At 73.0% G+C, this 26,928-nt stretch carries 21 protein-coding genes and 1 riboswitch; of the genes, 11 read left to right on the forward strand and 10 right to left on the reverse strand.

What is annotated here, in order from left to right; genetic code table 11:
* Positions 1 to 132 precede the first annotated feature (132 nt).
* Entirely contained in the window at positions 133 to 519 is a 387-nt protein-coding gene (locus EKH77_RS27640; RefSeq protein WP_126916984.1) for a hypothetical protein, read from the forward strand.
* Positions 509 to 2,683: a tetratricopeptide repeat protein gene (locus EKH77_RS27645; RefSeq protein WP_206279937.1), complete on the forward strand. Its 2,175-nt coding sequence runs from the start codon at positions 509 to 511 to the stop codon at positions 2,681 to 2,683. Before EKH77_RS27640 ends, EKH77_RS27645 begins: the two co-directional genes overlap by 11 nt.
* On the opposite strand, the gene EKH77_RS27650 is transcribed toward EKH77_RS27645, so the two are convergent.
* Positions 2,607 to 4,313 carry a hypothetical protein gene (locus EKH77_RS27650; protein WP_240667567.1) on the reverse strand — a complete coding sequence of 569 codons (1,707 nt, stop codon included), beginning with the start codon at positions 4,311 to 4,313 and terminating at the stop codon, positions 2,607 to 2,609. The genes EKH77_RS27645 and EKH77_RS27650 overlap by 77 nt on opposite strands.
* Before the next feature lie 422 nt (positions 4,314 to 4,735).
* Between EKH77_RS27650 and EKH77_RS27655 the strand changes: the two genes are divergently transcribed.
* From EKH77_RS27655 to EKH77_RS27670, 4 genes are all read left to right on the forward strand, one after another.
* Positions 4,736 to 5,224, forward strand: a complete 489-nt coding sequence (locus EKH77_RS27655; protein WP_126916985.1) for a helix-turn-helix domain-containing protein — start codon at positions 4,736 to 4,738, stop codon at positions 5,222 to 5,224.
* Entirely contained in the window at positions 5,221 to 5,871 is a 651-nt protein-coding gene (locus tag EKH77_RS27660) for a hypothetical protein (protein ID WP_126916986.1), read from the forward strand. The genes EKH77_RS27655 and EKH77_RS27660 overlap by 4 nt, the downstream gene beginning before the upstream one ends.
* Positions 5,864 to 7,084, forward strand: coding sequence for an MAB_1171c family putative transporter (locus EKH77_RS27665; RefSeq protein ID WP_126916987.1), 1,221 nt, complete (start codon positions 5,864 to 5,866; stop codon positions 7,082 to 7,084). The genes EKH77_RS27660 and EKH77_RS27665 overlap by 8 nt, the downstream gene beginning before the upstream one ends.
* Before the next feature lie 213 nt (positions 7,085 to 7,297).
* Positions 7,298 to 8,512 carry a cytochrome P450 family protein gene (locus EKH77_RS27670; protein WP_126916988.1) on the forward strand — a complete coding sequence of 405 codons (1,215 nt, stop codon included), beginning with the start codon at positions 7,298 to 7,300 and terminating at the stop codon, positions 8,510 to 8,512.
* A 105-nt stretch (positions 8,513 to 8,617) separates the two neighbouring features.
* Here the strand turns inward: EKH77_RS27670 and EKH77_RS27675 are convergent, their stop codons facing one another.
* Together EKH77_RS27675 and EKH77_RS27680 are read right to left on the reverse strand one after the other, a co-directional pair.
* On the reverse strand, positions 8,618 to 9,208 hold the full coding sequence (locus tag EKH77_RS27675) for a YIP1 family protein (RefSeq protein ID WP_126916989.1): 591 nt from the start codon (positions 9,206 to 9,208) through the stop codon (positions 8,618 to 8,620).
* A gap of 72 nt (positions 9,209 to 9,280) precedes the next feature.
* On the reverse strand, positions 9,281 to 10,912 hold the full coding sequence (locus EKH77_RS27680; protein WP_126916990.1) for an APC family permease: 1,632 nt from the start codon (positions 10,910 to 10,912) through the stop codon (positions 9,281 to 9,283).
* A gap of 149 nt (positions 10,913 to 11,061) precedes the next feature.
* Positions 11,062 to 11,272, forward strand: a riboswitch (cobalamin riboswitch).
* A 31-nt stretch (positions 11,273 to 11,303) separates the two neighbouring features.
* On the opposite strand from EKH77_RS27680, the gene EKH77_RS27685 reads away from it, so the two are divergent.
* Complete coding sequence (locus EKH77_RS27685) at positions 11,304 to 12,458, forward strand: HoxN/HupN/NixA family nickel/cobalt transporter (RefSeq protein WP_126916991.1); 1,155 nt, start codon at positions 11,304 to 11,306, stop codon at positions 12,456 to 12,458.
* Here EKH77_RS27685 and EKH77_RS27690 read toward each other — a convergent pair.
* The 3 genes from EKH77_RS27690 to EKH77_RS27700 all read right to left on the reverse strand — a co-directional run bounded on the left by EKH77_RS27690 (position 12,412) and on the right by EKH77_RS27700 (position 14,600).
* Positions 12,412 to 12,624 (reverse strand): hypothetical protein, encoded by a 213-nt coding sequence (locus EKH77_RS27690; RefSeq protein WP_126916992.1) that lies wholly within the window; start codon positions 12,622 to 12,624, stop codon positions 12,412 to 12,414. The two genes, EKH77_RS27685 and EKH77_RS27690, sit on opposite strands and share 47 nt — an antisense overlap.
* A gap of 160 nt (positions 12,625 to 12,784) precedes the next feature.
* Positions 12,785 to 13,921 carry a sensor histidine kinase gene (locus tag EKH77_RS27695; RefSeq protein ID WP_164737885.1) on the reverse strand — a complete coding sequence of 379 codons (1,137 nt, stop codon included), beginning with the start codon at positions 13,919 to 13,921 and terminating at the stop codon, positions 12,785 to 12,787.
* Positions 13,914 to 14,600: a response regulator transcription factor gene (locus tag EKH77_RS27700; protein ID WP_126916993.1), complete on the reverse strand. Its 687-nt coding sequence runs from the start codon at positions 14,598 to 14,600 to the stop codon at positions 13,914 to 13,916. Before EKH77_RS27700 ends, EKH77_RS27695 begins: the two co-directional genes overlap by 8 nt.
* 139 nt (positions 14,601 to 14,739) lie before the next feature.
* Here EKH77_RS27700 and uvrA point away from each other — a divergent pair, with 139 nt between their 5' ends.
* The 4 genes from uvrA (at position 14,740) to EKH77_RS27720 (ending at position 20,887) form a co-directional block, all read left to right on the forward strand.
* Entirely contained in the window at positions 14,740 to 17,148 is a 2,409-nt protein-coding gene (uvrA, locus tag EKH77_RS27705) for an excinuclease ABC subunit UvrA (RefSeq protein WP_126916994.1), read from the forward strand.
* 119 nt (positions 17,149 to 17,267) lie between these two features.
* A complete protein-coding gene (locus tag EKH77_RS27710) occupies positions 17,268 to 18,455 on the forward strand; it encodes an FAD-dependent monooxygenase (RefSeq protein WP_126916995.1) in 1,188 nt (395 codons plus the stop codon).
* Between the two features lie 157 nt (positions 18,456 to 18,612).
* Positions 18,613 to 19,500: an Fpg/Nei family DNA glycosylase gene (locus EKH77_RS27715; protein ID WP_126916996.1), complete on the forward strand. Its 888-nt coding sequence runs from the start codon at positions 18,613 to 18,615 to the stop codon at positions 19,498 to 19,500.
* Between the two features lie 97 nt (positions 19,501 to 19,597).
* Positions 19,598 to 20,887, forward strand: a complete 1,290-nt coding sequence (locus tag EKH77_RS27720) for a hypothetical protein (protein WP_126916997.1) — start codon at positions 19,598 to 19,600, stop codon at positions 20,885 to 20,887.
* 5 nt (positions 20,888 to 20,892) lie between these two features.
* Here EKH77_RS27720 and EKH77_RS27725 read toward each other — a convergent pair whose 3' ends face one another.
* The 4 genes from EKH77_RS27725 to EKH77_RS27740 form a co-directional block, all read right to left on the reverse strand.
* Positions 20,893 to 22,335 (reverse strand): amino acid permease, encoded by a 1,443-nt coding sequence (locus EKH77_RS27725; RefSeq protein WP_126916998.1) that lies wholly within the window; start codon positions 22,333 to 22,335, stop codon positions 20,893 to 20,895.
* 112 nt (positions 22,336 to 22,447) lie between these two features.
* Entirely contained in the window at positions 22,448 to 24,778 is a 2,331-nt protein-coding gene (locus tag EKH77_RS27730; protein ID WP_126916999.1) for a GH92 family glycosyl hydrolase, read from the reverse strand.
* A 327-nt stretch (positions 24,779 to 25,105) separates the two neighbouring features.
* On the reverse strand, positions 25,106 to 26,125 hold the full coding sequence (locus tag EKH77_RS27735; RefSeq protein WP_126918336.1) for a phosphatidylinositol-specific phospholipase C domain-containing protein: 1,020 nt from the start codon (positions 26,123 to 26,125) through the stop codon (positions 25,106 to 25,108).
* Between the two features lie 82 nt (positions 26,126 to 26,207).
* Complete coding sequence (locus EKH77_RS27740) at positions 26,208 to 26,927, reverse strand: hypothetical protein (RefSeq protein ID WP_126917000.1); 720 nt, start codon at positions 26,925 to 26,927, stop codon at positions 26,208 to 26,210.
* Between the last annotated feature and the right edge of the window lies 1 nt (position 26,928).

The following is a 26,928-nucleotide window of genomic DNA, read 5'->3' on the forward strand; positions in this document are numbered from 1 at the left end:
GACGCCGGACAGACACCGGACAGTGAACCCGGACACGTCGGGCACGGCTGTCGGAGGGTGGCGGTAGCCTGTCGCGGACGGGCGGACGTCCGGTCCGCCCGCTCATGAGGGACACGAGGGGGGAGTCGACTGATGGTCGATCCGGTGTCGTTGGGGGCGATCACGAGCGCGGTCACGGCCGCGGCGGGATCCGTCGGTACGGAAGCGGGACGGCAGGCCTGGGGCTCGCTGGTGGGCATGGTCCGCCGGGCGTTCGGCAGGGGCCAGGCCGGCGAGGACGAGGAGGGCACGGTGGCCCTGCCCGTCGACCCCCGGGACGAGCAGCAGGTCCAGTCGCTGGCAGCGCTGATCTTCGGGCGCGTCTATCAGGACGCCGCCTTCGCCGAGGAGTTCCGGCAGTGGGCCGAACAGGCCCGGTCGGCGACGCTGTCCGTGGACAACAGCACGGTCAACAACACCTTCTCCGGAGGCCACGCCACCAACCTCTACCAGGGCAGGGACTTCACCATTGGCCGGTGAGCCGACGGCGGGTGGGACGAGCAATCACTTCGGGGGGCGGGCGGAGACGGTCATCCAGGCCCGCGACGTGACGTACCACCATCATCACGCGCCCGCGCCGCCCCCGGTCCCGGATCCGCACCAAGTGCCGCCCGGCACGCCATTGTTCGTCAACCGCACCGACGACCTGGCCGACCTCAGAGGCTGGCTGGACCCGGACGTGGGCGGACCGCCCAGGATGGCGTTGCTCACCGGATTACCGGGCGTCGGCAAGAGAAGCACCGCACGGCGCTGGGCGGAGGACACGCGCGGCCGGTACCCCGGCGGCGAGCTCTACATCGACTTCGCCGAGCTGCGCGGCCCGTCGGGCGGCGGCGACCTCTTCGTCGCGCTCGAGCGGTGTCTGCGCGCCCTCGGTGTCGCGGACCGCTACCTGCCCACGGATCTCGGCGAACTGGTCGCGCTCTACCGCACCCGCACCGCCGGGCGCGGCGTGCTCGTCGTCCTGGACAACGTCACCAGCCCCGCGCACGTCCGCACGCTCCTCCCGGCCGCGCCCGGCAGCGCCGTGCTCGCCACCAGCGGCCGCCGCCTGGGTGAGCTCGTCCTCGACGGCGCCCGCCTGCTGCCCCTCGAACCCCTGAGCGCCCACAGCGGTGCCCGGCTCCTCACGGACCTCTGCGGCCCGGAACGGATCGCCGCCGAACCCGAGGCGGCCGCCCGGCTCGTCGAGGGCTGCGGCGGCCTGCCCGCCGCCCTCCACCTCGCCGCAGCCCGGCTGCTGATCCACCGCCGGCTCACCGTCGCGGCGCTCGTCGCCGAGCTGGAGCAGGAGAGCGGCGGGCTCGCCGCCCTCGCCCTGGACTCCGCGAACGGCATGTCCGTGCTCCTCGGCATCGCCTGCCGAGACCTGCCCGCCGACGCCCTGCGCCTCTACCGCCGCCTCGGCCTGCTCCCCGGGCGCGGCTTCGACGCGGAGACCGCCGCCGCGGCCGACGGCACCGACCCCGCCACCGCGCGGCGGCTCCTCGACGTCCTCGACACCGCCAGCCTCCTGGAGGACGCCATGAGCGACCGCCACCGGCTGCACGACCTCGTCCGGCGCCACGCCCGCGACCGCGCCGAGTCCGACGAACCCGCCGCCGAACGGGAAGCGGCCCTTGGCCGGATCGTCGACCACTACACCGTCCGCGCCGCCTTCGCCGACCGGGCCGTCATGGGGAACCGACTGCGCATCACCGACCACGAAGAGCTCCTCACCGGCCAAGAGGACCCCTTCGCCGGCCCCGGCGCGCGCGACACCGCCCTCGACTGGCTGGAGGCCGAACGCGCCGACGCCCTCGCCGTACTGCGGGCCGCCGCCGCCCACGGCCTCGACCGCCGCGTCTGGCAGCTCGCCGAGTCCCTCACCGCGCTCTACCTCCACCACCGGCACCTCGCGGACTGGATCGAGTCCGGCACCCTCGGCGCCGAGGCGGCCGCCCGCACCGGCGAGCAGGCCGCCGAGGCCCGCCTGCGCAGCCTCCTCTCCCGCCCCCTCATGGACACCGGCGACCACGACCGGGCCCGCGAGGAACTCGAAGCCGCCACCACCCTCGCCGACGCCTCGGGCCACCCCGTGCTGCGCGCGTCCGTACGCGAGTTCGCCGGCCGCTACTGGGACCGCTACGACCCGGCCCGCGCCGTACGGGTCTACGTCGACTCCCTCGCCCTCAACGTCGCCGCGGACGAGCCGCGCGGAGCCGCGCTGGCGCGCTTCTTCATGGGCGGAGCGCTCATCGCCTCCGGCGACCGCGAGGCCGGTCTCGCCGCCTTGACGGAGTCGTACGAGGCGCTGAGCGCGCTCGGCGACATACGCATGGCGGGACGGGCGTTGGCGGCGCTGGGCCGCCACGCCGAAAGCGCGGAGGCGCTGGAGCGGGCGGCGGAGATGCTGCGCGAGACGCGGGCGGGGCATTACGAGGCGGAGGTGAGGGAGGAACTGGCGGGCTTGCTGGAGCGCTCCGGGGACGCGGAGGCTGCGCGGGGGCACCTGTCGCGGGCGGTCGAGCTGCTCGCGGCCGGGGGCAGTCCCCGGGCCGGGGAGCTGCGCGAACGGTTGTTGAGCATCAGCCCGTCCGGGGGCCATCCAGCCCCTCCGGCGTTTGAGGAGCGGGGTCCGGGGCGGAGCCCCGGGAAACGGTGAAGGGGCGGGGCTGGGGCGAAATCACCACGTCCTCCTCCCGCGTCCCCACCCGCACCGTGACCACCCCACCCAACTCCCGCCCGGCCCGCAACAACCCGTAGACGACGGCCGCGTGCACCCCCGGCTCCAATGCCGCGCCCGTCGCCCGCGTCTCCACCACCCGCCCATCCCACAGCGCACTCACACACCCACCCGCGAACCCCGCCGTCGCCAGCCGGCACCCCGGCCACCGGGCGAGCGTCTCGCGGGCCGAAGCCGCGGCCGCGGCAGCCCCCGGGGCGGACCCGGTCGTGATCACGGACGCGCTACCCAGCAGCCGCAGATCCCGCTCGTCCTCGTCGCACGCGAGGTGGACGAACACACCGTCGCCCTCCTCCGGCTCGGCGGCCACGACCGGCAGCCGGCTCACCGCCACCACTCCCTCGGCTGCCACCTCCGTGCGCACCCACAGAGCCGTCACCCGCCCGCCCTCGGCCCGTGGTTCGGGTGCCGCGTACAGGGGCGGCGGGCCGGAGTCCGTCGGCTCGGGCAGGCGCAAGAGGTCGTAGACCAGCGACCGCAGCCGCTCCAGCGCCCGCCCGGGGTCGACGAAGGCGCCGGACGCCACCTTGACCACACGCTCCGCGTCGTGCTCGGCCACGGCCCGCTCCAGTTGGGGGCCGATCGGCGCGGACGGGTCGAGGCGCGGGACGACGCGTCCCAGCTCGCCCATCGGCGTCCCCGGTACCGATTCCTCCCCGAACGCGGCGAGGAGGAGTGGCGTGCCGAGGGCCGCGCCGTAGAAGGTCACGGAGCCGTGGTCGCCGACGAGGACGTCCGCCGCGACGAGCGCGGCCTGCCAGCCGCGCTGCGGCGGTACGAGCAGCAGCCCGGCGTCCAGGGCCGCCGCCTCGACCTGGCGGACCTGCCAGGAGCCGTGCGCCGACCACACGTTGGGGTGGACGACGGCGGCGACGCGGTGGTCGTCGGGGGAGAGGGCGGCTGTCAGCCAGGCGGGCAGCCCGGGGTCGGTGCCGAGCAGGGACTGCGGGCCCCACGTGGAACTGAGCAGCACCAGCCGCTGCCCGTCCCGGACCCCCAGCGCCGCGCGGTAGCGGTCGCGCAGCGGCCGGGACGCCATGATCTGGTCGTGGCAGGGGTCGCCGATCAGCCGGGCGCGGGCCGCGAGGGCGGGGTGGTGCTCGGCGAGCTGGGTGATCTGGTCGGGGTGGGAGACGGTGTGCCAGGCGCGCTCGTCGTCCATGACCCCGGAGAGGCGCCGGCCGGTGCCGCGCGCGTCCGGTACGAGCTTGTGGAAGCCGACGCCGTGCGGCAGGACGAGGACGGGGCAGGCGGCGGGGACGGGCGTCAGGTCGATGTTCTCGCTGGCGGAGACGACGAGGTGACATTCCGTGCGGGCCAGTTGTCCCCAGGGCATGATCCGGACGCCGGCGGTGCGGAGGAGGTCGTGGACGCCGTCGCCGAACGCGGAGGTGGGGTCGAAGGCGAAGACGACGTCGAGGCGGGGGTCGGAGCGGCAGAGTGCCGGGAGGGTGTCGAGGAGGCGGACGGTGGAGGTGACGGTGCGGGCCGCCGCGACCAGGAGTCGGTCACCGGGGAACGTCCGCCACCGCCGGGCGTCCGGCCCCACCGGAACGCGCAGATCGCCCGGTTCGCCCGGAGAGCCCGGCTTCCGGCTTCCGGCTTCCGGCTTCCGGCTTCCGGCTTCCGGCTTCCGGCTCCCTATGCTCCCGCCGCCCTTACCGCCTGCCATGCCGCCCCCGCAACCGTTTCGCGCCACTGCGCCCCCCCCGCTTCCGCTGATGCCCCCACCGTAGGCGAACCCACCCCGGACCGATCCGCCCGGACCGCCTCAACCCGTGGTTAAGTCCGTCATCCGCTCGTAACCGCCGACGGACTAGTGCTCGGCGTTCCGGGCATGACAGGATGCCCCTCGAAGTCATCACGGAGTCGTCACGGACTTAACTGGCCGTGAAAGGCAGTAATGAGTCGTATGTCGTACCGGGCCAGGCGGCCGCGGTGCGACGCAACGCGCGTGAAGGAACGGGGCAGATGGCAAACGGGGGGGACAGGCCGGCATCGGCTGGTGACGTGGGCAGCCCGCTCGCGCAGCGGCTCAACTACCTGTTCGCGAACATGCACCCGCCCGGCGCGCCGTACACCAACGGCCACGTGGCCGAGGAGATCAGCCGCGGGGAGGAGTACGGCGACGTCACGCTCACCGAGCAGTATCTGTCGATGCTGCGCAACGGCAAGCGCGCCAACCCCAGCCCGGACGTCCTGCGGGCGCTGGCGAAGTTCTTCGCCGTGCCGGTCGGGTACCTGATGGGTGATCTGTCGGACTCCCAGGCCGAGCGCGTGGAGGAGGAGGTCCGCTTCCTCGTCGCGATGAGGGACCAGCGCGTCCGGGCCATCGCCCTGCGCTCGGTGGGCCTGCCCCCCGAGGTGCAGGACAGCCTGACCACGATCATCAGCCAGTTCCGGCAGCAGATGAACCTTCCGTCCGACCCGCCCGACGCGGGGGGTGCGGAGCGACCGTGACCGTGACAGCGGAGGACGGCCTCTTCACCAACTGGCGGCGTACCGAGGACGAGGACGGTGCAAGCATGCGCGTGGGACGGATACGTCGCCGGTGCAAGCAGCTCATCCAGGAGCTCGCCCTGCCCGCGTCGACCGATCTCCAGGGCATGTGCGACGCCGTCGCGCGCCATGTGCGCCGGCCCATCCATCTGGTGCCCATGAGCCTGGACGGCGTCGTCTCCGGCATGACGGCCACCACGGACGACGCGTACTGGGTCGTCTACGAGCAGAAGACGTCCCCGTGGCACCAGGTCCACATCGTGCTCCACGAGATCGGCCACCTGCTGCTGGGCCACGACCAGGATCCCGCCGTCACCGAGGACGCCCTCAAGGTGTGGACGCCCTCGGTCGACGTGGCCACCGCCATGCGGCGCATGGGGCTGACCATGGGCCTGGCCCGGCACCACTGCTACGACAACCTCACCGAGCGCGAGACGGAGATCCTCGGCACCCTCCTCATGGCCAAGGTGGTGCCTCCGCCGCCGGGCCAGGACGTCCTGCTGGAGGGTCAGGCCGCCGAGCTCGCCGCGTCGCTGGGGCCCGCGCTCCAGCACGTCCGGCAGAAGATCCAGGACGGGTCCGCCGACGGAAGGGGCGCCGGTGTTTGACGCCTTCGACGCCCTCTACCTGAGCTTCAGCGCCGTCACCTGGGCCATCGTCGGCTACAAGGCCCGGGCCTGGTTCCGCGACCGCGGCAATGTCGACCTGGGCCTGACCGCCCTGATGACCTCCGGCGTGCCGATCGTCTTCCTGTTCTCCGCGCCCAGCGTCTACCGCGCCTTCGACCGGCTGACGGGCGTCGCGAACCTGGCGATGGTCTTCCTCTACTCGGCCGTCGTGCTGTTCGCCTCCGGCGCCACCGTGCTGCTGCTGCGCTGGACCAGCCGGGGCGACGAGAAGTCCCACACCCGGGCCGCCGCGCGCAGCCGCCTCGCCGTCTGGGCGGTGGGGCTTACCTGGGCCGTGGCCATCGGCTGCTTCCTCGTCGGCCGCCCGGACGACGTGGAGCACCCGCGCGACTTCAGCACCGCCTACGCCGACGCCCCGGGCGTCGTCGCCTTCCTGGTGCTCTATCTGCTGATCTTCGGCGTGAGCCTCGCCGGGCTCGGTACGCTCTGCCCCCGCTACGCCGCCCAACTGGGCCGCTCCTGGCTCGCCAAGGGGCTGCGGACCCTGGCGGCGGGCTGCTGGCTGGGCCTGGTGTACTGCGCGTGCAAGCTCGTCGGGTTCGTCCTGAGCTGGGCCGGCCACGAGCAGTACTGGCTGTCCAACGGGGTGGCGCCGATGACGGCCTCGGTGGCCGCGCTCCTGGTGCTGCTCGGCTTCTCGCTGCCGGCCGTCGGCCCCCGGGCCGCCGCCTGGCGCCGGCTGCGCCGGCTGGAGCCGCTGTGGCGGGAGGTCACCGCCCACGCCCCGGAGGTCACCATCCCCGAGTCCCGCTGGACGGCCCGCTGGCCGCTCGCGGACCTGGAGTGGCGGGCCAACCGGCAGATGGCCGAGATCCGCGACATCCAGCGCGGCGTCCGCCGCCACGTCGAGCCCATCACCCTGGAGCTCGCCCGGGAGAAGGCCGGCGCCGCCGCCCTCGACGAGCACCGCACCGCCGCCGTGGTGGAGGCCGCCGCGCTCCGCAGGGGCCTGGGCAACCAGACCGTGGGGCACGTGGCCCGGCCGTCCGCCGACAGCGTGGTGATGACCGTGAGCGCCGACCCGGCGGAGGAGCACGAGCACTTGGCGCGCGTCGCCGACGTCTTCCACGATCCGCTGGTCGACGCCGTACTCCTCGAGCTACGGGAGATCAGCGCGGCACGCCGTCCCTGACGGCGCGCGGCCCATGGACGAGGCGGCCCTGGACGGGGGTCAAGGCCGCCTACGACACAGGCCGGCGCCGGATTCCGGCGGATCGACGATCCGCCGGAATCCGGCGCCGCTTGTGCGATTCCGCCCCCGCCCTTCTCGGGTGTCCCGATCGAGATCTCCGGCGTCCCGATCCAGGACAAAAGGACCGGACGGTCCGGTCTAGAGTCGGATCCCATGCGACCGACCGACACCCCACCTTCGACGGCCGACCTGATATCCGACCCCTACGGCACCTACGCCCGGCTCCGCGAGAGCGGCCCCGTGCACCGGTTCGAGGGCCCCGACGGCAAGCCCGCCTGGCTGGTGACCCGTTACGACGACGTACGCGCCGCCCTCGCCGACCCCCGGCTCTCCCTCGACCGGAGCAACGCCCTGCCCGGCAACTACGGCGGCTTCTCCCTGCCCCCGGCGCTCGACGCCAACCTGCTGAACATGGACCCGCCCGACCACACCCGGCTGCGCCGGCTGGTGGTGAAGGCGTTCACCCCGGGCCGGGTGGAGAAGCTGCGCGGCCCGGTGCGGTCGTTCGCCGACGAGCTGCTGGACGCCGTCGAGCCGGCGGGACGGGCGGATCTGCTGGCGTCCTTCGCGGGCCCGCTGCCGGTCGTCGTGATCTGCCATCTGCTCGGCGTTCCCCGGACGGACCAGGTCGACTTCCGGGCCTGGACGGACGCCATGATCACCCCCGACCGGACGCGGCCCCATCTGATGAAGGAGGCGGTCGCCTCCCTGATGGCCTTCTTCACCGCGCTCATCGAGACCAAGCGCGCCGAGCCCGGCGACGACCTCCTCTCGGACCTGATCGCGGTGCAGGAGGCCGGGGACGCCCTCTCCCGGGATGAGCTGACGTCCCTGGCGTTCCTCATCGTGTTCGCCGGCTACGAGAACGTCACCCATCTCATCGGCAACACGGTTCTCGCCCTGCTGGACCGTCCGGAACTGCTTCGGACGGTGCGTAAGGATCCGGACGGTCTCGCGGCGCTCGTGGAGGAGGTCAGCCGGTGGGACGGACCCACTCCGCTGGCGATCCGGCGCTTCCCGGTGGAGGACATGGAGATCGGCGGAGTGACGGTCCTGGCGGGTGAGACCGTCCTGCTGTCGCTGGCCTCGGCCAATCGCGACCCGGCCCGGTTCCCCGACCCCGACCGCTTCGACCTGGGACGGGACCGCTCGGGGAACCTCGCGCTGGGCCATGGCATCCACTACTGCCTGGGTGCCGCGCTGGGCCGGATGGAGACGGAGACCGCGCTCGCCGCGCTGCTGGAGCGCTTCGAAAATCTGGAACTCGACGTTCCGAGGGACGAGCTGACCTGGCGTCCGGCCATCCGGGCGCGTGGCCTGAAATCGCTCCCCGTCCGGTGGTCTTCGGACGGCCGAACAGGTTTTTGATGCATAACCCATCCTTGATGAGGTAGAACTGTCCTCGAGCCCGCCCGGTGTGCATCCCCCGTCGCACCGGGCGGGCCTTCGTCGTCACCCCTCACACGGGTCCGCTCAGGCGCTGCCGGGCGGGAACTTGAGCAGCGTCACCGCCGCCAGCATCTGGAGGCTCACCGCCGCCACCGCCCTGTGGGTGGGCAGATGGTGCTGACCCCGGATCAGCAGCGTGGCGAGCGCGTAGCCGAAGGCCGCCGTGACCGACGCGGCGGCGCGCACCGGCACCGAGCCGGCGGGCAGCCAGGTGTCGAGTATCAGCCGTGGCAGATCGCTCGCCCAGAACAGCACCACGAACAGGCTCGCCGTGGGGGCGAACCTGCCGTTGCCGCCGAGCCGGCGGGCGATGGCGTGGGTGGCGGCGCCCAGCAGCAGACTGGCGAGCATCATCACCAGCGAGCCGATGGCCATGGCCTCCAGCGCCAGCAGGGGGCTGACCCCCCACTGCACCCAGAAGGAGTCGTTGGCCAGCGTCCCCAGCGCCCCGCACAGCAGGGACAGGAAGGCCGCCGCTCCCCAGACGCTCCGGTCCCGCGCCTCGTCGAGGACCTCGACGGGCCGGTACCAGAGCCCGAATATGAGGCGGTGCCAGAGCAGCTTGCGCTGCTGGGCATCGGGGGCGCGTGGGGGAGGGGCAGTGGTCACAGGCATGGGTGCCGTTTTATCACCGTTCGGCCGGACCGCAGGAGTCCGGGCGGCCCGGCCGCTGGAGCCGACGCTCCGTCAGGCGGGGGTGGGCGCCACGCCTCCGGGGCCCGTGCCGGGGTCTGGACCGGGGTCCGTGCCGGGGTCCGTGCCGGGGTCCGGACCGTCGTCCCCCGCGTCGGTGACAGGGCTGTCGGCGACGGCGGTCGCGGGCTCCGCGAGCTCCTGCGCCGAGGCCCCGCCGGGCAGGTAGTCCTCGCTGATCTCCCGTGGCCCGAACGGCCACACCTTCTCCTTCGCCGCCCACAGCGTGAACGCCACGCACCCGGCGCCCACCCAGGCCAGCGACCACTCGATGGGATGGCGGCCGGGGGAATTGCGGTCCGCGAAGCCGTAGATCACCAGCCAGCCCGCCAGCGCCACCAGGCTCGGCAGCGGGTAGAGCCACATCCGGTACGGGCGCGGCAGCGCCGGCTGCCGGCGCCGCAGCACGGTCACGGCCAGCACCTGCGACAGCGCCTGGAGGATCACCATGACCGCCATCAGCAACTGGATGATCGTCGCCAGGTCGGTGTGACGGCCGATCAGGAAGCCCACGGCCGAGACGACTCCCATCGTCGTCAGCGGCAGCACCGGGAAGCGCAGCCGGGGGTGGAGGGCGCCGAAGCGCCGGAAGAAGACGTTCTCCCGCGCGGCGTCCACGGGGATGCGCGAGCCGCCGAGGAGCCCGGTGAAGACGGACGCGAAGGCCGTGATGAGGATCAGCACGGTGACGACGTCCGCCGCGCCCTTGCCCCAGGTCTGCTCCAGCACCGCCGAGGCCACGGAGGAGCCGGCCGTGGAGTCGGGGTCCAGCATCTCCCGCCAGTCGACGACGCCCAGGGTGCCGATCTGCAGCAGCAGGTAGATGGCCATGATGCCGAGGATCGAGTAGATGATGGACCGCGGCATGGTCCGCCCGGGGTCCTTGATCTCGGCGCCCATGTAGGCGACGGTGCTGTAACCCCCGTAGTCGTAGATGCCGATGGTCAGGCCCGCCGCGAAGCCCAGCCAGAACTGACCGGTCGTGAGGTCGAAGGCGCCCGCCGGGTAGGTGAAGGCCCGGTCCGGGCTGAAGTGGGTGAACGCGGCCACGATGACCAGGACGACGGAGACGATCATCACGCCCCACAGCACGGCGGTGATCCGCGCGATGCTCTCCACCCGCCGCCACAGCAGCCCGACGACCACCACGACGAAGCCCAGGCCCGCCAGATCGCCCTGGGTCTGCGTCATCCCCGGCCAGAGATAGCCCAGGTACTGGACGAACCCGATCACACCCGTGGCCATGGCCAGCGGGATGAAGAGCATCGCCGTCCACACGAACAGGAACGGCACGAGTCTCCCGGTCCGGTACTGGAACGCCTCCCGCAGATAGACGTAACTGCCGCCCGCGCCGGGCATCGCCGCGCCCAGCTCGGCCCACACCAGCCCGTCGGCCAGGGCCAGCACCGCGCCCGCGACGAAGCCGATGACCGCGTGCGGCCCGTTGAAGGAGGCCACCATCAAGGGAATGGTGACGAACGGTCCTATGCCGCACATCTGGCTCATGTTGATGGCGGTGGCCTGGAACAGCCCGATGCGGCGGACGAACGCCGCCCGCTCCTCCGGCACCACCGGCTCCCCCGGTTCCCCGGGCCTCCGCTCGACGTCCCCTGCCGTGTCCGCCATTGGCGCTCAGCCCTCTCGCGTCCGTCCCTGGAGTCTTCCTGCACTCGTACACCGGGCCGACCCGCCCGTCCATCACCTGCGAAGTGTCGGGGCCTTGCTGCGAAGAGATGGCAAGTACCACATTTTTGCCCCGGGGATCGGCCGGGACGTTATGGTTGCCCGGCCGTGGTGTTCGGGAAGACCGGTGAGGCCCTCGTGGGCCGACTCCGGAGCGGCCCTCGCCACTGTGATCGGGGAGTGACCGTCCTCTTCCGCGTGCCCCGGCGCGCGGAGCCACTGGCAGCGTCCGGCTGCCGGGAAGGCGGGACGGTAACGCCATCACCCGTAAGCCAGGAGACCGGCCACGGCATTCTCGAAATGATCCACGAGGTGCTGGAGCGTTCACCCCAAGATGTCCATATCCACACAACCGTCCGCGGAACCGTCCGCGCCCGCCTTCCAGTGGCGCCGCGAGGACACCGTGCGGACCGCCGGCCTGCTGGCCGTCGTCGTCGCCCTCCACGTCGTCGCCTTCGGCGTGCTCTTCCTGCTGGTCGTGCCGAACCACTACACCGTCGGCTCCAAGGTCTTCGGCGTCGGCCTCGGCGTCACCGCCTACACCCTCGGTATGCGGCACGCCTTCGACGCCGACCACATCGCCGCCATCGACAACACCACCCGCAAGCTGATGGCGGACGGGCAGCGCCCGGTCTCCGTCGGCTTCTGGTTCGCCCTCGGCCACTCCAGCGTCGTCGTCCTGCTGACGCTGCTGGTCTCCGGCGGCACCCGGCTGGCCGGGACGCTGATGAACGAGGAGTCCACCACCCATCAGACCCTCGGTGTCGTCGGCACCACGGTCTCCGGCGGCTTCCTCTACCTCATCGCCATCCTCAACCTCATCGCCCTCGCCGGCATCATGAGGGTCTTCCGCGCCATGCGCGAGGGCCGCTACGACGAGGCGGAGCTGGAGAAGCAGCTCGACTCGCGCGGCTTCATGAACCGCGTCCTCGGCCGTTTCACCCGTTCCATCAGCCGCCCCGGCCAGATGTTCCCGCTGGGCTTCCTCTTCGGCCTGGGCTTCGACACGGCCACCGAGGTCACGCTGATGGTCATGGCGGGCAGCGGTGCCGCTGCCGGGCTGCCCTGGTACGCGATCATGTGCCTGCCGCTGCTGTTCGCGGCCGGCATGAGCCTGTTCGACACGCTCGACGGCACGTTCATGAACTTCGCCTACCAGTGGGCGTTCTCCAACCCCGTCAGAAAGGTCTACTACAACCTCACCATCACCGGGCTCTCCATCGCGGTCGCCTTCCTCATCGGCACCATCGAGCTGGTGGGCGTGCTCCACGAGAAGCTCGATCTGGACGACGCGGTCACCGGCTGGATCTCCGGGCTGAACCTCGACAACGTCGGTTTCGTCATCGTCGGACTGTTCGTGCTGGTCTGGGCCCTCGCCCTCGGCTACTGGCGCTTCGCCAAGGTCGAGCAGCGCTGGGCCGCACGGACGGCCGCCGCCGGGGTCACGGGCGCTCACAGCCCTGGTTCGCACACGCCTTCCGGGCGCTGATCACCGGCGGACTGTTCCCGGCCGACTCCTCCCGCACCACCACGAGGGCCGGGCCGCCGCAGGTCAGGCACGTCCGGGTCGAGGGATCCCGCTCCCGCTCGATCGCCGCGGCGATCCTGCGCAGGGGGTCGGCGTCGACATCTGACTCGCCTCCGGTGTCGGACATGGGCCATCCCGCTCCACGGTCGTCGCTGCTCGCTCTCCCGGCGGGTGCATCGTGACGCACGACCCCTGATCACGTCAGCGTGTTGGGCCGTGATCACCCTTCACGGGGTGGCGCGGCCCGACAGGCTGACGCTCAGGGGGCGGGTGTTAGTTCATGTTGTTCATGGGCCGGCTGCCGGGAGCGTCACCTCGAACCGGCAACCGCCGGGCACGTTGTGGACGGACGCCCGGCCCGCGTGGGCCTCGACGATGCCCCGGACGATCGCCAGACCCAGCCCCGCGCCCCCGGGCCGGGTCCGGGCAGCCGAGCCCCGCCAGCCCGTCTCGAAGACCCGGGGCAGATCCTCCTCCGGGATGCCGCCGCAGCCGTCCGTCACCGACACCACCACCGCGTCCGCCTCGCGCCGCGCCGCCACCGCGACCGTGCCGTCGGGCGGGGTCCGCCGGATGGCGTTCACCAGGAGATTCCCCAGGACCCGGGTCATCTCCTTGCCGTCCACCTCCACCGGCACGGCGGCCACGCCGTCCCCGTCCCCGTCTCCTTCCCCGACCAGCTTCACCCCCTGCTCGCGCGCCAGCGGCCCGGCGCCCGCCAGGGCCTCGTCCACCAGGTCGTACACCGACATCCGGCTCGGGCGCAGCGGCAGGGCGCCGGCGTGGATGCGGGAGAGCTCGAAGAGGTCGCCCACCATGGTGTTCAGCCGGTCGACCTCGGCGCCGATCTGGCGGTGGTAACGCGCGGGGTCCTCGGCGACGCCGTCCTCCAGCGCCTCCGACATGGCGCGCAGCCCCGCCAGCGGGGTGCGCAGATCGTGGGAGATCCAGGCCACCAGCTCGCGCCGCGAGGCGTCGAGCGCGCGTTCCCGCTCCCGGGACTCGGCGAGCCGGGCACTGGTGGCGGCGAGCTCCCGGGAGAGCGCGTCGAGTTCCGCCGTGGCACCGCCGCCGGGGGCGGCGAACGTGCCGCCCTCGCCGAAGGACCGGGCCGCGCGGGTCAGGTCGGCGCTGCGGGCCACCACCCAGCGGCCGAGCACCAGGGCCGTGGCGAGCGAGACCACGGCGGCCATCGCGCACACCGTCGTCACGACCGTCAGGTCGTGCGCGGACAGGAACATCGCCCGGGCCACGGCCAGCGTCCCGGCCAGCATCGCGGTCACCGACACGGCGGCCACGACGGCGAGGGAGACGGTCACCGAGCGATGGCGCAGGGCGCGCAGCGCCAGCGCGCCCAGGAGGCCGGCGGCGGCCGCGCCGAGGAAGGCGTACAGGGCGATGAGGAGCATGTCGCTGTCACCCATGCCGGGGTTCCTCGAAGCGGTAGCCGACGCCCCACACGGTCCGGATCAGGGCGGGGTTCGCCGGATCGTCCTCGATCTTGGCGCGCAGCCGGCGGACATGGACGGTCACCGTCGACACGTCCCCGAAGTCCCAGCCCCACACCTCGCGCATCAGCTCCTCACGGGTGCAGGCGCGCCCCGGATGGCGCAGGAGGAAGGCCAGCAGGCCGAACTCGCGGAGGGTGAGGGCGAGGTCGGTGCCGTTCTTGGTGGCGCGGCGAGCCGTGGGGTCCAGGGCCAGCCCTGCGGCCCGCAGGGGCGGTGCGCTCGTGGGTGCCGATCGGCGCAGGACGGAGTCCACGCGGAGGACGAGCTCGCGGGGGCTGAAGGGCTTGGTGACGTAGTCGTCCGCGCCCACTTCCAGGCCGAGGATGCGGTCTTCTTCGTCGCCGCGGGCGGTCAGCATGATGACCGGGAGGCGGTCGTGCGTCGCGCGCAGGGCGCGGCAGACGTCGATGCCGTCGATGCCGCCGGGGAGCATCAGGTCGAGGACGACCAGGTCGGGGCGGCGGCGGTCGGCCTCAGCGAGGGCGGCTTCGCCGGTGGCGGCGTGGGTGACGGTGTGGCCGGCCCTTTGCAGGTAGCCGGTGACCACTTCGGCGACGGTGGGGTCGTCGTCGACGACGAGGATGTGGTGCATGCGGCCAGCTTCGCAGCCGGTGGGAGGTCGCGTGCGGTGCGGGTCCGCGCCCCGAAGGGGCGCGGGGAACTGCGCGACCAGCCCCCACCGGCCCGCGGATGACGCCGTCCACTCCCGCGGAGCGCTTAGTATCGGGCTGATGCACGACCCCCTCGTCCGCGTGCGCGGAGCACAGACGCACAATCTCAGAGGCGTCGACGTCGACATCCCCCGCGACGCCCTCGTCGTCTTCACCGGTGTGTCCGGGTCCGGCAAGAGCTCCCTCGCCTTCGGGACGCTGTACGCCGAGGCCCAGCGGCGGTACTTCGAGTCCGTCGCCCCGTACGCCCGGCGGCTGATCCACCAGGTGGGCGCGCCGAAGGTGGAGGAGGTCAGCGGGCTGCCGCCCGCCGTCGCGCTGGAGCAGCGCCGCTCCGCGCCGACCTCGCGGTCCTCCGTCGGCACGGTCACCACGCTCTCCAACTCCCTGCGCATGCTCTTCTCCCGCGCCGGGACCTACCCCGAGGGCGCCGGGCGCCTCGACTCCGACGCCTTCTCGCCCAACACGCCCGCCGGGGCGTGCCCCGAATGCCACGGACTGGGCCGGGTCCACACCGTCACCGAGGACTCCCTCGTCCCCGACCCGTCGCTGTCGATCCGCGACGGCGCCATCGCCGCCTGGCCCGGCGCCTGGCAGGGCAAGAACCTCCGCGACATCCTCGACACCCTCGGGTACGACATCGACCGGCCCTGGCGCGAGCTGCCGCGCGCGGACCGCGACTGGATCCTGTTCACCGACGAGCAGCCCGTCGTCACCGTGCACCCCGTCCGCGAGGCCGAGCGCATCCAGCGGCCCTACAAGGGCACCTACATGAGCGCCCGCCGCTATGTCCTCCACACCTTCGCCGACTCCAAGAGCGCCGCCCTGCGGGCCCGCGCCGAGCGGCACCTGGTGAGCGCGGACTGCCCGGTCTGCGCGGGGCGGCGGCTGCGCCCCGAGGCGCTCGCCGTCACCTTCGCCGGGCGGGACATCGCCGAGCTCGCCGCCCTGCCGCTGGCCGCGCTGGCGGAGACGCTGCGCCCGGCCCGCGACAGCGGAGACGACGGCGTGGCCGCCACCCTCACCCGCGACCTGGTCGCCCGGATCGAGGTGCTCACCGAACTCGGCCTCGGCTACCTCAGCACCGACCGCCCCACCCCCACCCTCTCCGCCGGCGAGCTCCAGCGGCTGCGGCTCGCCACCCAGCTGCGCTCCGGGCTGTTCGGGGTGGTGTACGTCCTGGACGAGCCGTCCGCCGGGCTGCACCCCGCCGACAGCGCCGCCCTGCTGACCGTGCTGGACCGGCTGAAGGCGGCGGGCAACTCCCTCTTCGTCGTCGAGCACCACATGGACGTCGTGCGCCGCGCCGACTGGATCGTCGACGTCGGCCCCCGGGCCGGGGAGCACGGCGGCCAGGTGCTCTACAGCGGGCCCGTCGAGGGGCTCGCGGCCGTAGCGGAGTCGGCGACCCGCCGGTTCGTCTTCCCCGAGGCAGCGCCCGCCCCCACCAGGACGCCCCGGAAACCGTCCGGCGCGCTGCGGCTGCGCGGCCTGAACCGGCACAACCTCCGCGACCTCGACGTGGACTTCCCGCTCGGCGTCTTCACCGCCGTCACGGGCGTCTCCGGCTCGGGCAAGTCGACGCTCGTCGGGCAGGCGCTGGCGGAGACCGTCGCCGCCCACCTCGACGGCACGGCCCCTCTTATTGAAGAAGGTGTCGAGAAGGCCGACGGGCTGGAGGCCGTCGACCGGCTCGTGCGCGTCGACCAGAAGCCCATCGGCCGCACCCCGCGCTCCAACCTCGCCACCTACACCGGGCTGTTCGACGCCGTCCGCAAGGTCTTCGCGGCCACCGACGAGGCCCGCTCCCGCGGCTACACCGCCGGGCGGTTCTCGTTCAACGTCGTCGGCGGGCGCTGCGAGGAGTGCCAGGGCGAGGGGTTCGTCGCCGTCGAGCTGCTGTTCCTGCCCGGCACCTACGCGCCGTGCGCCGCCTGCCGGGGCGCCCGCTACAACCCGGAGACGCTGGAGGTCACCCACCGGGGCGCCACCGTCGCGGACGTCCTCGACATGACCGTCGACGCGGCCGCCGCGTTCCTCGCCGACGTGCCGGCCGCCCGGCGCGGCCTGCGTGCCCTCCAGGACGTAGGCCTGGGCTATCTGCGGCTGGGGCAGCCCGCGACCGAGCTGTCCGGCGGCGAGGCGCAGCGCATCAAGCTCGCCACCGAACTCCAGCGCGCCCACCGGGGCCACACCCTGTACGTCCTGGACGAGCCGACGACCGGGCTGCACCCCGCCGACACCGAGGTGTTGCTGCGTCAGCTGCACGGCCTGGTGGACGCGGGCCATTCGGTGGTGGTCGTCGAGCACGACATGGCCGTGGTGGCCGGCGCGGACCACGTCGTGGACCTGGGGCCGGGCGGGGGCGCGGAGGGCGGCCGGATCGTCGCCTCCGGCACCCCCGAACAGGTGGCGCGGGCCGCCGGGAGCGCCACCGCGCGGTACCTCGCCGCCGCCCTGGGGCGCTGACCGGGCGCTGACGGGCGGGCGGGGGCGGGTGACGCGCTCTGGACGGGCCCCATCCCGTCTGGTTTCGTCCTAGTCACGTGTTCGACCGGCTGTGACGTGTGGGGGGACGGAAGCGGACCATGGCCCATGCCCTGATCATCGGTGGCGGCGTCGCCGGACCCGTGGCCGCGATGGCCCTGCGCCGGGCCGGCCTCGACGCGACCGTCTACGAGGCGGTCCCGGCCGGAGCCGGGCCGTCCGGCTCGTTCCTGACCCTCTTCGCCAACGGTCTCGCGGCCCTGCGCGCCATCGGCGCGGACGGGCCCGTCCGCGCGGTCTCCTGCCCGGCCGACACGGTGGAGTCCTACAGTGAGACGGGCCGGTTCCTCGGCCGGCGGCCCATGTCGGGCTCGGGCGAGGCCGGGCTGAGCCCCCGCACCGTCCCCCGGGCCGTGCTCTGCCGGGTGCTGCGGGAGGAGGCCGTCCGCCAGGGCGTCCGCGTCGAGCACGGCAAGCGGCTCGTCGGCCTCACCACCCGCTCCCACGGCCGGATGGTCGCGTCCTTCGCGGACGGCACCCACGCCGAGGGAACGCTGGTGATCGGCGCCGACGGGATCCGCTCCCGGGTCCGCGCCCTCCTCGACCCGGCCGCGCCACCGCCCCGCCACACCGGCCAGTTCACCGTCTCCGGGCGCACCGGCCCCCGCGCGGCCCTCGGCGGCGCCGAACCGGCACCGCCGCGCACCTACCGCATGTACTACGGGCGGGGCGGCTTCTTCGGCTGCACCACGGCCCCGGACGGCAGCACCTTCTGGTTCGCCAACGTCCCCGGGCCGGAGCTGTCGCGGGCCGCCCTCGCCGCCGCCACCCCCGACGGCTGGCGCCGCCGCCTCGCCGAGGTCTTCGCCGCCGACCGCACCCCCGCCGCCGCCATCGTGGCGGCCACCGGCGACGACGTCGTCGGCGTGAACTGCTACGACCTGCCCAGCACCCCCGTGTGGCACGACGAGCGGGCCGTCCTCATCGGCGACGCCGCCCACGCCACCGCGCCCAACGCCGCCCAGGGCGCGTCGCTGGCCATCGAGGACGGCGTCGTCCTCGCCCGCTGCCTGCGCGACCTGCCCGGCACGGCGCGGGCGTTCGCCGGGTACGAGCGGCTGCGGCGCGAGCGCGTCGAACGCGTCGTCGCCCTGAGCGCCGCCCTCGCCCGCCGCAGACCGGTCACCGCGGAGGAGCGACGCGCCCGCGACGCCGAGGTCGAACGCCGCCTGGCCAGACCGGGCCACCCGGTCCGCGACTGGCTCACGGGCTACCGCATCGACTGGTGACGACCTGGTTTGTGGGCAGGCGTTCCGCAGGGCTGGGGGCACCTCCCAGCGGTAGCTGGGGGAGGGTGGGCACAAACCGGCCCACCGGGCCGCACCCGGCGACGGCGCTCGGCGCCCGCGGAGTTGCCCCGCCGGCAGGGCACGGCAGACTGGACCCATGCCGGAGCTCCCTGAGGTCGAGGCCCTGGCGGGCTTCCTCACCGAGCGCCTCGTCGGCCGCACGGTCGAGCGGATCCTCCCCGTCGCGGTGAGCGTCCTCAAGACCTACGACCCGCCGCCGTCCGCCCTCGAGGGCCGCGAGGTCACCGCCGTACGCCGGTACGGCAAGTTCCTCGCCCTGGCCACCGGCGACGGCGACGGTGACGGCGACGGTGACGGCCCCCACCTCGTTTTCCACCTCGCCCGCGCCGGCTGGCTCCGCTGGCACGACACGCTCCCCGCCGCCCCGCCGCGCCCCGGCAAGGGGCCGCTGGCCCTGCGCGTCCGGCTGGCCGACGGCGCGGGCTTCGACCTCACCGAGGCGGGCACCCACAAGCGGCTCGCCGTGTACTGCGTCCACGCCCCCGAGGACGTGCCCGGCGTCGCCCGGCTCGGCCCCGACCCGCTCGCGCCCGGCTTCACCCCGGACGTCCTCGCCGGGCTGCTGCGCGGCGAGCGCCGGCAGATCAAGGGCGTCCTGCGGGACCAGAGCGTCATCGCCGGCATCGGCAACGCCTACTCCGACGAGATCCTCCACGCCGCCCGAATGTCCCCGTTCAAACTCGCCGCCTCCCTGACGGACGAGGAGCGCGCCACGCTCTACGAGGCCCTGGAGACCACCCTGCGCGAGGCCGTCGAGCGCTCGCGCGGCCACGTCGCCGCCGACCTGAAGGCGGAGAAGAAGACGGGCCTGCGGGTGCACGGCCGCACCGGGCAGCCCTGCCCGGTCTGCGGGGACACCATTCGCGAGGTCTCCTTCAGCGACTCCTCACTCCAGTACTGCCCCACCTGCCAGACCGGCGGCAAACCGCTGGCCGACCGGCGGCTGTCCCGGCTGCTGAAGTGACACCCGCCTTTCACATGTGATGACTTCTCCTGTGATCGAGTGACCTGTCGCTCAAAGGCGGCTCCGCCCTTCCCCGCGCCTCCTACGGTGACGACGCATGGAGTACGCGCGGCTCTTGCGACAGCGCCCCGTGCTGGTCCTGTGGCTGGCGCGCAGCCTGTCCATGCTGGCGGACCGGCTGTACGCGACGGCGGTGCTGTGGAGCGTGTGGGCGGGCACCGGATCCGCCTCGCTCACCGGGCTCGTGGCCCTCCTGGAGTCGCTGCCCTACGTCGTCCTTGGTGTCGTGGGCCGGCGCGTCGTCGCCCGTTTCTCCTCCTACGGAGCGCTGGGCGCCGTCGACGCCCTGCGCGCGGGCGTCGCCGTGGCCCTGCCGTTCGCCTGGTCGCCCGACGCCCGGGGCACGGCCGTCGTACTGGGCGGCGTGTTCGTCCTCGGCGTGCTCGGGGCGCTCTTCGACCCGAACTTCGAGGCGCTGGTGCCCGGCCTCGGGCGGCCCGGCCAGGTCCAGTCCCTCACCGGGCTGTTCGACCTCACCAGCCGCGTGGCCCGGATCACCGGGCACGCCTGCGCGGGCGCGCTGCTGCTGGTGGTCACGAAGAGTCAGCTCTTCACGTGCGTGGGCGCCGCGTTCGCCGTCTCGGCGGCGGCCCTGGCCGGCCTGGCCCGGCTCCTGCCCCCGCCTCCCTCGGCCGCCCCCGCCGAGGGCGGCCGGCGGCCGGCCGTGAGCGTCACCGCGCTGGTACGGGAACGGCCCGACATCGGCCTGGCCATCGGCGTGCACGGCGCCCTGCCGCTGTGCGTCGCCGCGACGACGATCGGGCTGCCCGCGCTGCTCGCCGACGGGCACGACACCCGCGCGGGCGCCTACGGCCTGATCACCGCCGTCTCCGGGATCGGCGCGCTCATCGGCAACCCGGTCGCCGGCGGCCTGCGGCCGCGCGCCTGGCTCGCCGTCTGCTGCGCCGCCTGGGCGGTCGACGGCCTGGCGACCGCCTCCATGGCGGCAGCGAGATCCGACCTCGTCCTCGGGTCGCTGTGCCTGCTGTCGGGACTGGCCGTGCCCGTGGGGACCGTCACCATGCGGGCCCGCCTGGGGACGTACCCTCCGGCCGAACGGCTGCGGCTGATGGCCGTCGAGCACACCGCCACACGTGTGGGAACGGTGGCCGCGATACTCGTCCTCCCGCCGCTCGTCGACGCCTCCCCGGCGGGCGCGTTCCTCACGGCCGGCACGGTGGTGGCCCTGCTCACGGGGGCGGTCGGCGGTCCCGCCCTGGTTGGCAGCGCCCCGAAGGGGCGCGGGACAGTGCCGATGTGCGGCTACCGCCGCATGGGCGCGACCAGCCACGACGCACCGTCGGATGACGTACCGGACTTCCCGTAGAGCGCTCAGTCCCGCGGGATCCCCCGCGCGTCCGCGTGCGCCAGCTCCGAGTGCTTGTACGAGTACGCGAAGTACACCGCCAGCCCGATCACGAACCACACCGCGAACCGCACCCACGTCTGCCACGCCAGATAGGTGATCAGCCAGATCGACGCCGCCACCCCGATCCCCGGCACCACCGGCACCCCCGGGCAGCGGAAGGAACGCGGCAGGTCCGGCCGCTTGTAGCGGAGCACGATCACCGCCGTGCACACCACCGCGAAGGCCAGCAGGATGCCGATGTTGGTGAGCTCCGCCGCCTCGCCGATCGGGACCAGCCCCGCGATCAGCGCCGAGGCGACGCCCACGATCCACGTCACCCGCGTCGGCACGTGCCGCGTCGGGTGGGTGTGCGCGAACCACTTCGGCAGCAGCCCGTCCCTGCTCATCGCGAACCAGACCCGGGTGACCCCGAGCATGAACGTGAACATCACCGTGAGGATGCCGATGATCGCGCCCACCGCGATCACATCCGCGATCCCCGACAGTCCGACCGACTTGAAGGCCGTGGAGAAACCGCTCGCCTTGTCGATGTCCTTGTAGTTCTGCATGCCCGTCAGCACCAGGCAGGCCAGCACGTACAGCACCATCGAGATCGCCAGCGAGTACATGATCGCCCTCGGCATGTGGCGCTGCGCGTCCTTGGACTCCTCGGCCGCCGTGGACATCGCGTCATAGCCGAACACCGCGAAGAAGACCGTGGCCGCGCCCGTGAACGCGCCGCCCAGCCCGAACGGGAAGAAGGGGTGGTAATTGGAGCTCTTGATGTGCATGAAGCCCACCGCGATCACCAGCAGCACCACGATGATCTTCAGGCCCACCACCACGGTCTCGAACCGGGCCGCGTTCTTGATGCCCATGGTCAGCAGATAGGCGATCAGCAGGCACAGCACCATCGCGAACAGGTCCACGCGGTGCCCGTGCCCCGTCCCCGGCGCCCCCAGCATCCACGCCGGCAACTGGGCGTTCGCCTCCCCGAGCAGGAAGTTGATGTACCCCGAGATGCCGATGGCCACGACCGCCACGATCGCCGTGTACTCCAGCAGCAGATCCCAGCCGATGAACCAGCCGCCCAGCTCGCCCAGGACCGCGTAACCGTACGTGTACGCCGAGCCCGCCCGGGGGATGAGCCCCGCGAACTCCGCGTACGAGAACGCCGCCGCCGCGCTCGCGATACCCGCGATCAGGAACGACACCAGCACGGCCGGGCCCGCCACACCATTGGCGATGGTGCCCGCCAGGCTGAAGATGCCCGCGCCGATGATGCCGCCCACGCCGATCGCGGTCAGCTGCCACAGTCCCAGAGTGCGGGACAGCCGCTCGCCGTGCGCCTCCGCCTCCTCCGCCTCCTCGATCGTCTCGATCGGCTTGCGGCGCAGCACACCACGCCCCGTCCCGAGCCCGGCCATAGCCTCGTCCTCTCGTCGGCCCGAGGGGCGGCTCGCCCCTCGGGCGAATCGCCGTCATCATGGCCGAGCGCGGGCCCCGACGGAAGCCGCCGCCCCGCACCGGCCCCCGGGATCAGCCGATGGCGGGCGGTACCGCCGCCGCGCCCGTCCCCCAGTCACCGGGCCGCGGCCCGACCCGGAAGTCCAGCCGCTCACCCTCGCGGAGCGCCTGCGTCGTCACATACGTCCGGTCGTACGCCTCCCCGTCCAGCCGCACCGAGCGGACGTACCGGTCCGTGCGCGAGGTGCCCGGCGCGCTCACAGTGAACCGGCCCCGCGGATAGAAGCGCTTGTCCAGCCGCAGGTCCACCCGCTCGAACACCGGAGTGCTCAGGCCCCACACGTCCGCCCCCGGCTGCACCGGGTACACCCCGATGGCCGACAGCACCATCCACGCCGACATCGTCCCCAGGTCGTCGTTGCCCGTCATGCCGTCCGGGGTGTCCGTGAAGAGCGTCAGCGCGGCGTGCACCACGTCCGTCGTCTTCCACGGCCGCCCGGTCGACAGGTACGTGTACGGCGCGATGAGGTCCGGCTCGTTCTGCGGGTTGTACTTGTCGGCGTTGTAGTAGTCGTACGGGCCGTTCACCCACACCTCGCGGGCGGTGCGCGCCGGGTCCGTCAGCAGCCTGTCGTAGGCGAAGAAGGAGTCCAGGCGGTGGTCCGCCTTGTCCTTCCCGCCGATCAGCTCCACCAGGCCCGGCAGGTCCTGCGGCACCAGCCACTGGTACTGCCACGCCGTGCCCTCGTGGAACCCCGGGCTCTTCGCCGGGTCGGCCGACCCCGCGAACTCGCCGTCGGCGCCGCGCGGCCGGAAGAAGCCCGTTTTCCGGTCGTAGAGGTTGCGGTAGTTCCGGGAGCGGGCCGTGTAGCGGCGCGCGTCCTCGCGATGGCCCAGGTCCCGGGCCATCCTCGCCAGCGCGCCGTCGGCCAGCGCGTACTCCAGCGTCGCCGAGGCGCCCTCGTGGAAGTCCGAGTCCCCCGGCTTGCTCCGCTGCCGGTCGGGCAGGTACGGGACGTAACCGTCCTTGAGGTACTGGGCGTTGCCTTCCCTGCCGACCCCCGGGTTCGTCGGCGGCGGCACCCCGTCCGCGTTCCTCTTGAGCGCGCGGTACGCCTCCTCCTCGTGGCCCGCCAGCAGGCCGTGGTGGAACGCGTTGGTGAGGTACGGCGTCACCGGGTCACCGGTCATGATGTTCGTCTCGACCGTCCCGTACCCCCACTTCGGCAGCCATCCGCCCTCCGCGTCGACGCGCAGTACGGACAGGGCCATGTCCCTCGCCTCGCGGGGCGCCAGCAGGGCGAGGAGCTGGGCCTGGGTGCGGTACGTGTCCCACAGCGACCAGTTCTGGTAGTACGTGAAGCCCCGGGCGCGGTGCGTTCTCTGGTCCCAGCCGGTGTAGCGGCCGTCGACGTCGCTGCCGATGTTGGGGGAGAGGAAGGAGCGGTAGAGGGAGGAGTAGAACGTGCGGCGTAGTGTCCGGGTGCCGCCTTGGGTCTCGATGCTTCGCAGCCGCTGTTCCCACGCCTCCTGTGCCGCGTCCGCCGTGCGGTCGAAGTCGTCCTCCTCCGCGCGCAGATTGCGCTCCGCGCCCGCCGCGTCCACGTAGCTGATCGCGGTCGTCGCCTCCACCTCGCGGTCGTCCGTGGTGTCGAAACGCACCCACGCGCCGTTGCGGCCGGTGGCGGCGGAGGAGGAGCGCGAGTTCTTCGTCACCCGGTCGTCCTTCCAGGTGCCGTAGGCGTGGAAGGGGCGGTCGAAGCGGGTGATCGTGTACACGGTGTACGGGCGGGTGTCCTGGCAGAAGCCGCGGCCGGTGATGGCCGTGCGCACGGTGCGGTTGTCCACGACCTGGACGGAGCTGGAGACCGCCCTGTGCAGCGACTGGCCCGCGTTGAACAGGACGTTCGCCTGCTCGGTGGCGGGGAACGTGTAGCGCTGCCGCCCTGTGCGGGCGGTGGCCGTCAGCTCGGCGGTGATCCCGCCGCTGCCGCCGGGCGAGCCCAGCCGCACCCGGTAGTAGCCGGGGCGGGCGGTTTCGTTCTTGTGGCTGAACTCGGCGGCGTAGCGGGCGTTGTCCGTCTGGGTCACCTCGCCCGTGGTCGGCAGCACGGGGAGGTCGCCGCCGATGCGGCAGCCGACACCTGAGAGGTGGACGGTGCTGAAGCCGCGGATGTGGTGGTCCTTGTAGTCGTAGCCGGTGCTGTGGCCGGTGTCGGGGGAGAGCTGGACCATGCCGAAGGGGACGGCGGCGCCGGGGAAGGTGTTGCCTTCGTTCTCGGTGCCGATGAAGGGGTTGACGAGGCTGGTGAGGTCGCCGTCGGGGGCGGTCGCCTTTGCCGGTGTTCCGGCACCCAGCGTCGCCGCCAGGGCGAGCACCGTCACTCTCCTGCGACGTGTCATGCGCCCGAGGCTCGCGTGGGCGCGTGGGGGAGTCAAGGACGCGGGACAGTCTGATCGGGTGATGTGGGTCGGGGGCGGGGTGGGGCGGACGGGCCCTTACGGGGCTGACCTCTTCGCGGTGCCTGCCACTTTGGTACGGGTTGCCCCGTCCTTGTCTCCAGCGGCGAAGAGCTCTTCACGCCCCTACCAGGGCCCGTCCACCCCACCCCGCCCCCTCACGCCGTTTGTGGGCAGGCGTTCCGCAGGGCGGAACGGGTGGGCACAAACCCGCCCACCGGGCCGCACCACCCACCCCGCGCCGCCAGGCGCGGGCACCCCCATGGCGGGTCAGCCGCGTGACACGACCGTGGAAAGCACGCGCGGCAGCGGATACCAGTCCGCCGTGGCGAAACTGGCATGCGCCCGCGCCATGAGAGCGACCCGCTCGCGCGCCTGCGCCTCCGTAGGCCGGGTGATGTCAATCGCCGGAGGCACGCGGTGCGCGTCCGTCATCACCACGAGGTAGTGACGACGGTCGTACCACCCCGTGTCGATCCCGCCGTTCACATACGTCGCCGCGTCCCCGTCGAAGAGGACGAACCAAGGCCGGAGCGACGCGTCGGCGTACCGCGTCCGAGGGTCACCGGCCACCGCCCCGTGCACCGCCGGGAACGCCGCGGCCGACCCGATCCGCCCGGCCGCGGCGAGGTCGCGCAGGTGCGCGGCGTACTCCCGGTCCGTCCACAGCCGGTCCGCCGGGTTGCCCTCCTCGACCGTGCCGGGGATGAGCTCCACGATGAACTTGCCCGCGAGCGCCGAACGCGCGGGCCAGCCGCCGGCCTGGACGGCCTCGTCGAGGTTGGCGTGCTTGCCGAGCAGGTCGCCCGGGCGGTAGAGGGCGTCGCCGAGCTTCGCCGTCAGGAGCGCGTCGAGCTCGGCCGGGCCGCGTCCGCTGTTGGCGTTGAAGCCGTCCTTCATCTCGACCTTGAGCAGCACCGGCCGGTGGTCCGGGTGGGCGTCGTGCCAGGCGCGGATGTCGGCGAGACAGCCGGACAGCGGCTGGTTGCGGGAGCCCGTGCGGAGCCGGGCGGCGGAGGTGGCGCCCTCGCAGTTGTTGTCGTTCGCGACGGGGTTGGCGTGGGAGACGCGGAAGGCACGGCCGCCGAAGCCGTTGGACCACACGTCCAGTTCGAGGAGGGCGGCCCCGGAGTCGAGGGCGTCGGCGAAGTACGGGTACTTGGCCTTCTCATAGGCGTTGTGCACGCCCACCGACGTGGTGGCCGCGTACGACGCCGAGGGCTCCGCGGCGGCCGCGTCCGTCGCCACCGCCGGTATCGCCAGGAGCGCCGCCGTCACGGACGCGATCATTCCGCTGCGTATGGTCATTTTCCGTTCGTCCCCGTCCCTTGCCGATGTGAACGGTCGGTAGGGTACGGGAACTGACGTGGGGTCACCTATTTGGTTCGGTGGGTGCCGCGTCGCCCTCGAGTAGGTGTTGGGGGACGGACCGGAACGACCAGGCGCCGCCCCGCCGGGTCAGTACCCAGACCAGGTCGAACCGGTCCGGCCAGGACTTCGGCACCCCGGGCGCGCCGGCCGCGCCCAGCCCCTTGACGATGTCCGCGATCCTGGAGTGCTCCCAGCAGATGAGGACGGGGCTTGGAGACATCAGCGCGGCAGTGGCCAGCTTCGCCTCCTCCGTCTCGGAGAAGGACGTGTTGACCGGCAGCCTTAGCTCCTCCGACAGCGGGGTGACGGTCTGCCGCATGCGGCGGGAGCCCGCGTTGGGGCCGTAGTCGGCGGCGGCGAAGATGGTGGAGGGCCGGGGCAGCCCAGCCTGTCCGGAGGCACCTGCTCCGGACGCGGCCGTCGCGGGTGCGAACAACTTCGGGAGGGCCCGGGCCCGCTCCCAGCCGCGCTGCGTCAGCGACTTCTTGTCCGGCTCGCCGTGCTCGTCCATCCCGCGCGTGCTACCGCGCGGCTTCTCCCCGTGCCTGATGATCAGGATGGTGGCGTCGGGGCCGGATCGGGCCGCTGGCGGTGGTTCCGAAGGTGCTGCCTGCGGCGACGAGTCGTTTCCGCAGCCCGTCACCGGCAGTAGCGCCGCACCGGCCAGGACGGTCAGTGCCCGGCGGCGGCCGATGCGTATCGGATCTTCGCCGTCGCTCATG

The sequence above is a fragment of the Streptomyces luteoverticillatus genome (assembly GCF_003970715.1).
In the GTDB taxonomy this organism is placed as follows: domain Bacteria; phylum Actinomycetota; class Actinomycetes; order Streptomycetales; family Streptomycetaceae; genus Streptomyces; species Streptomyces abikoensis.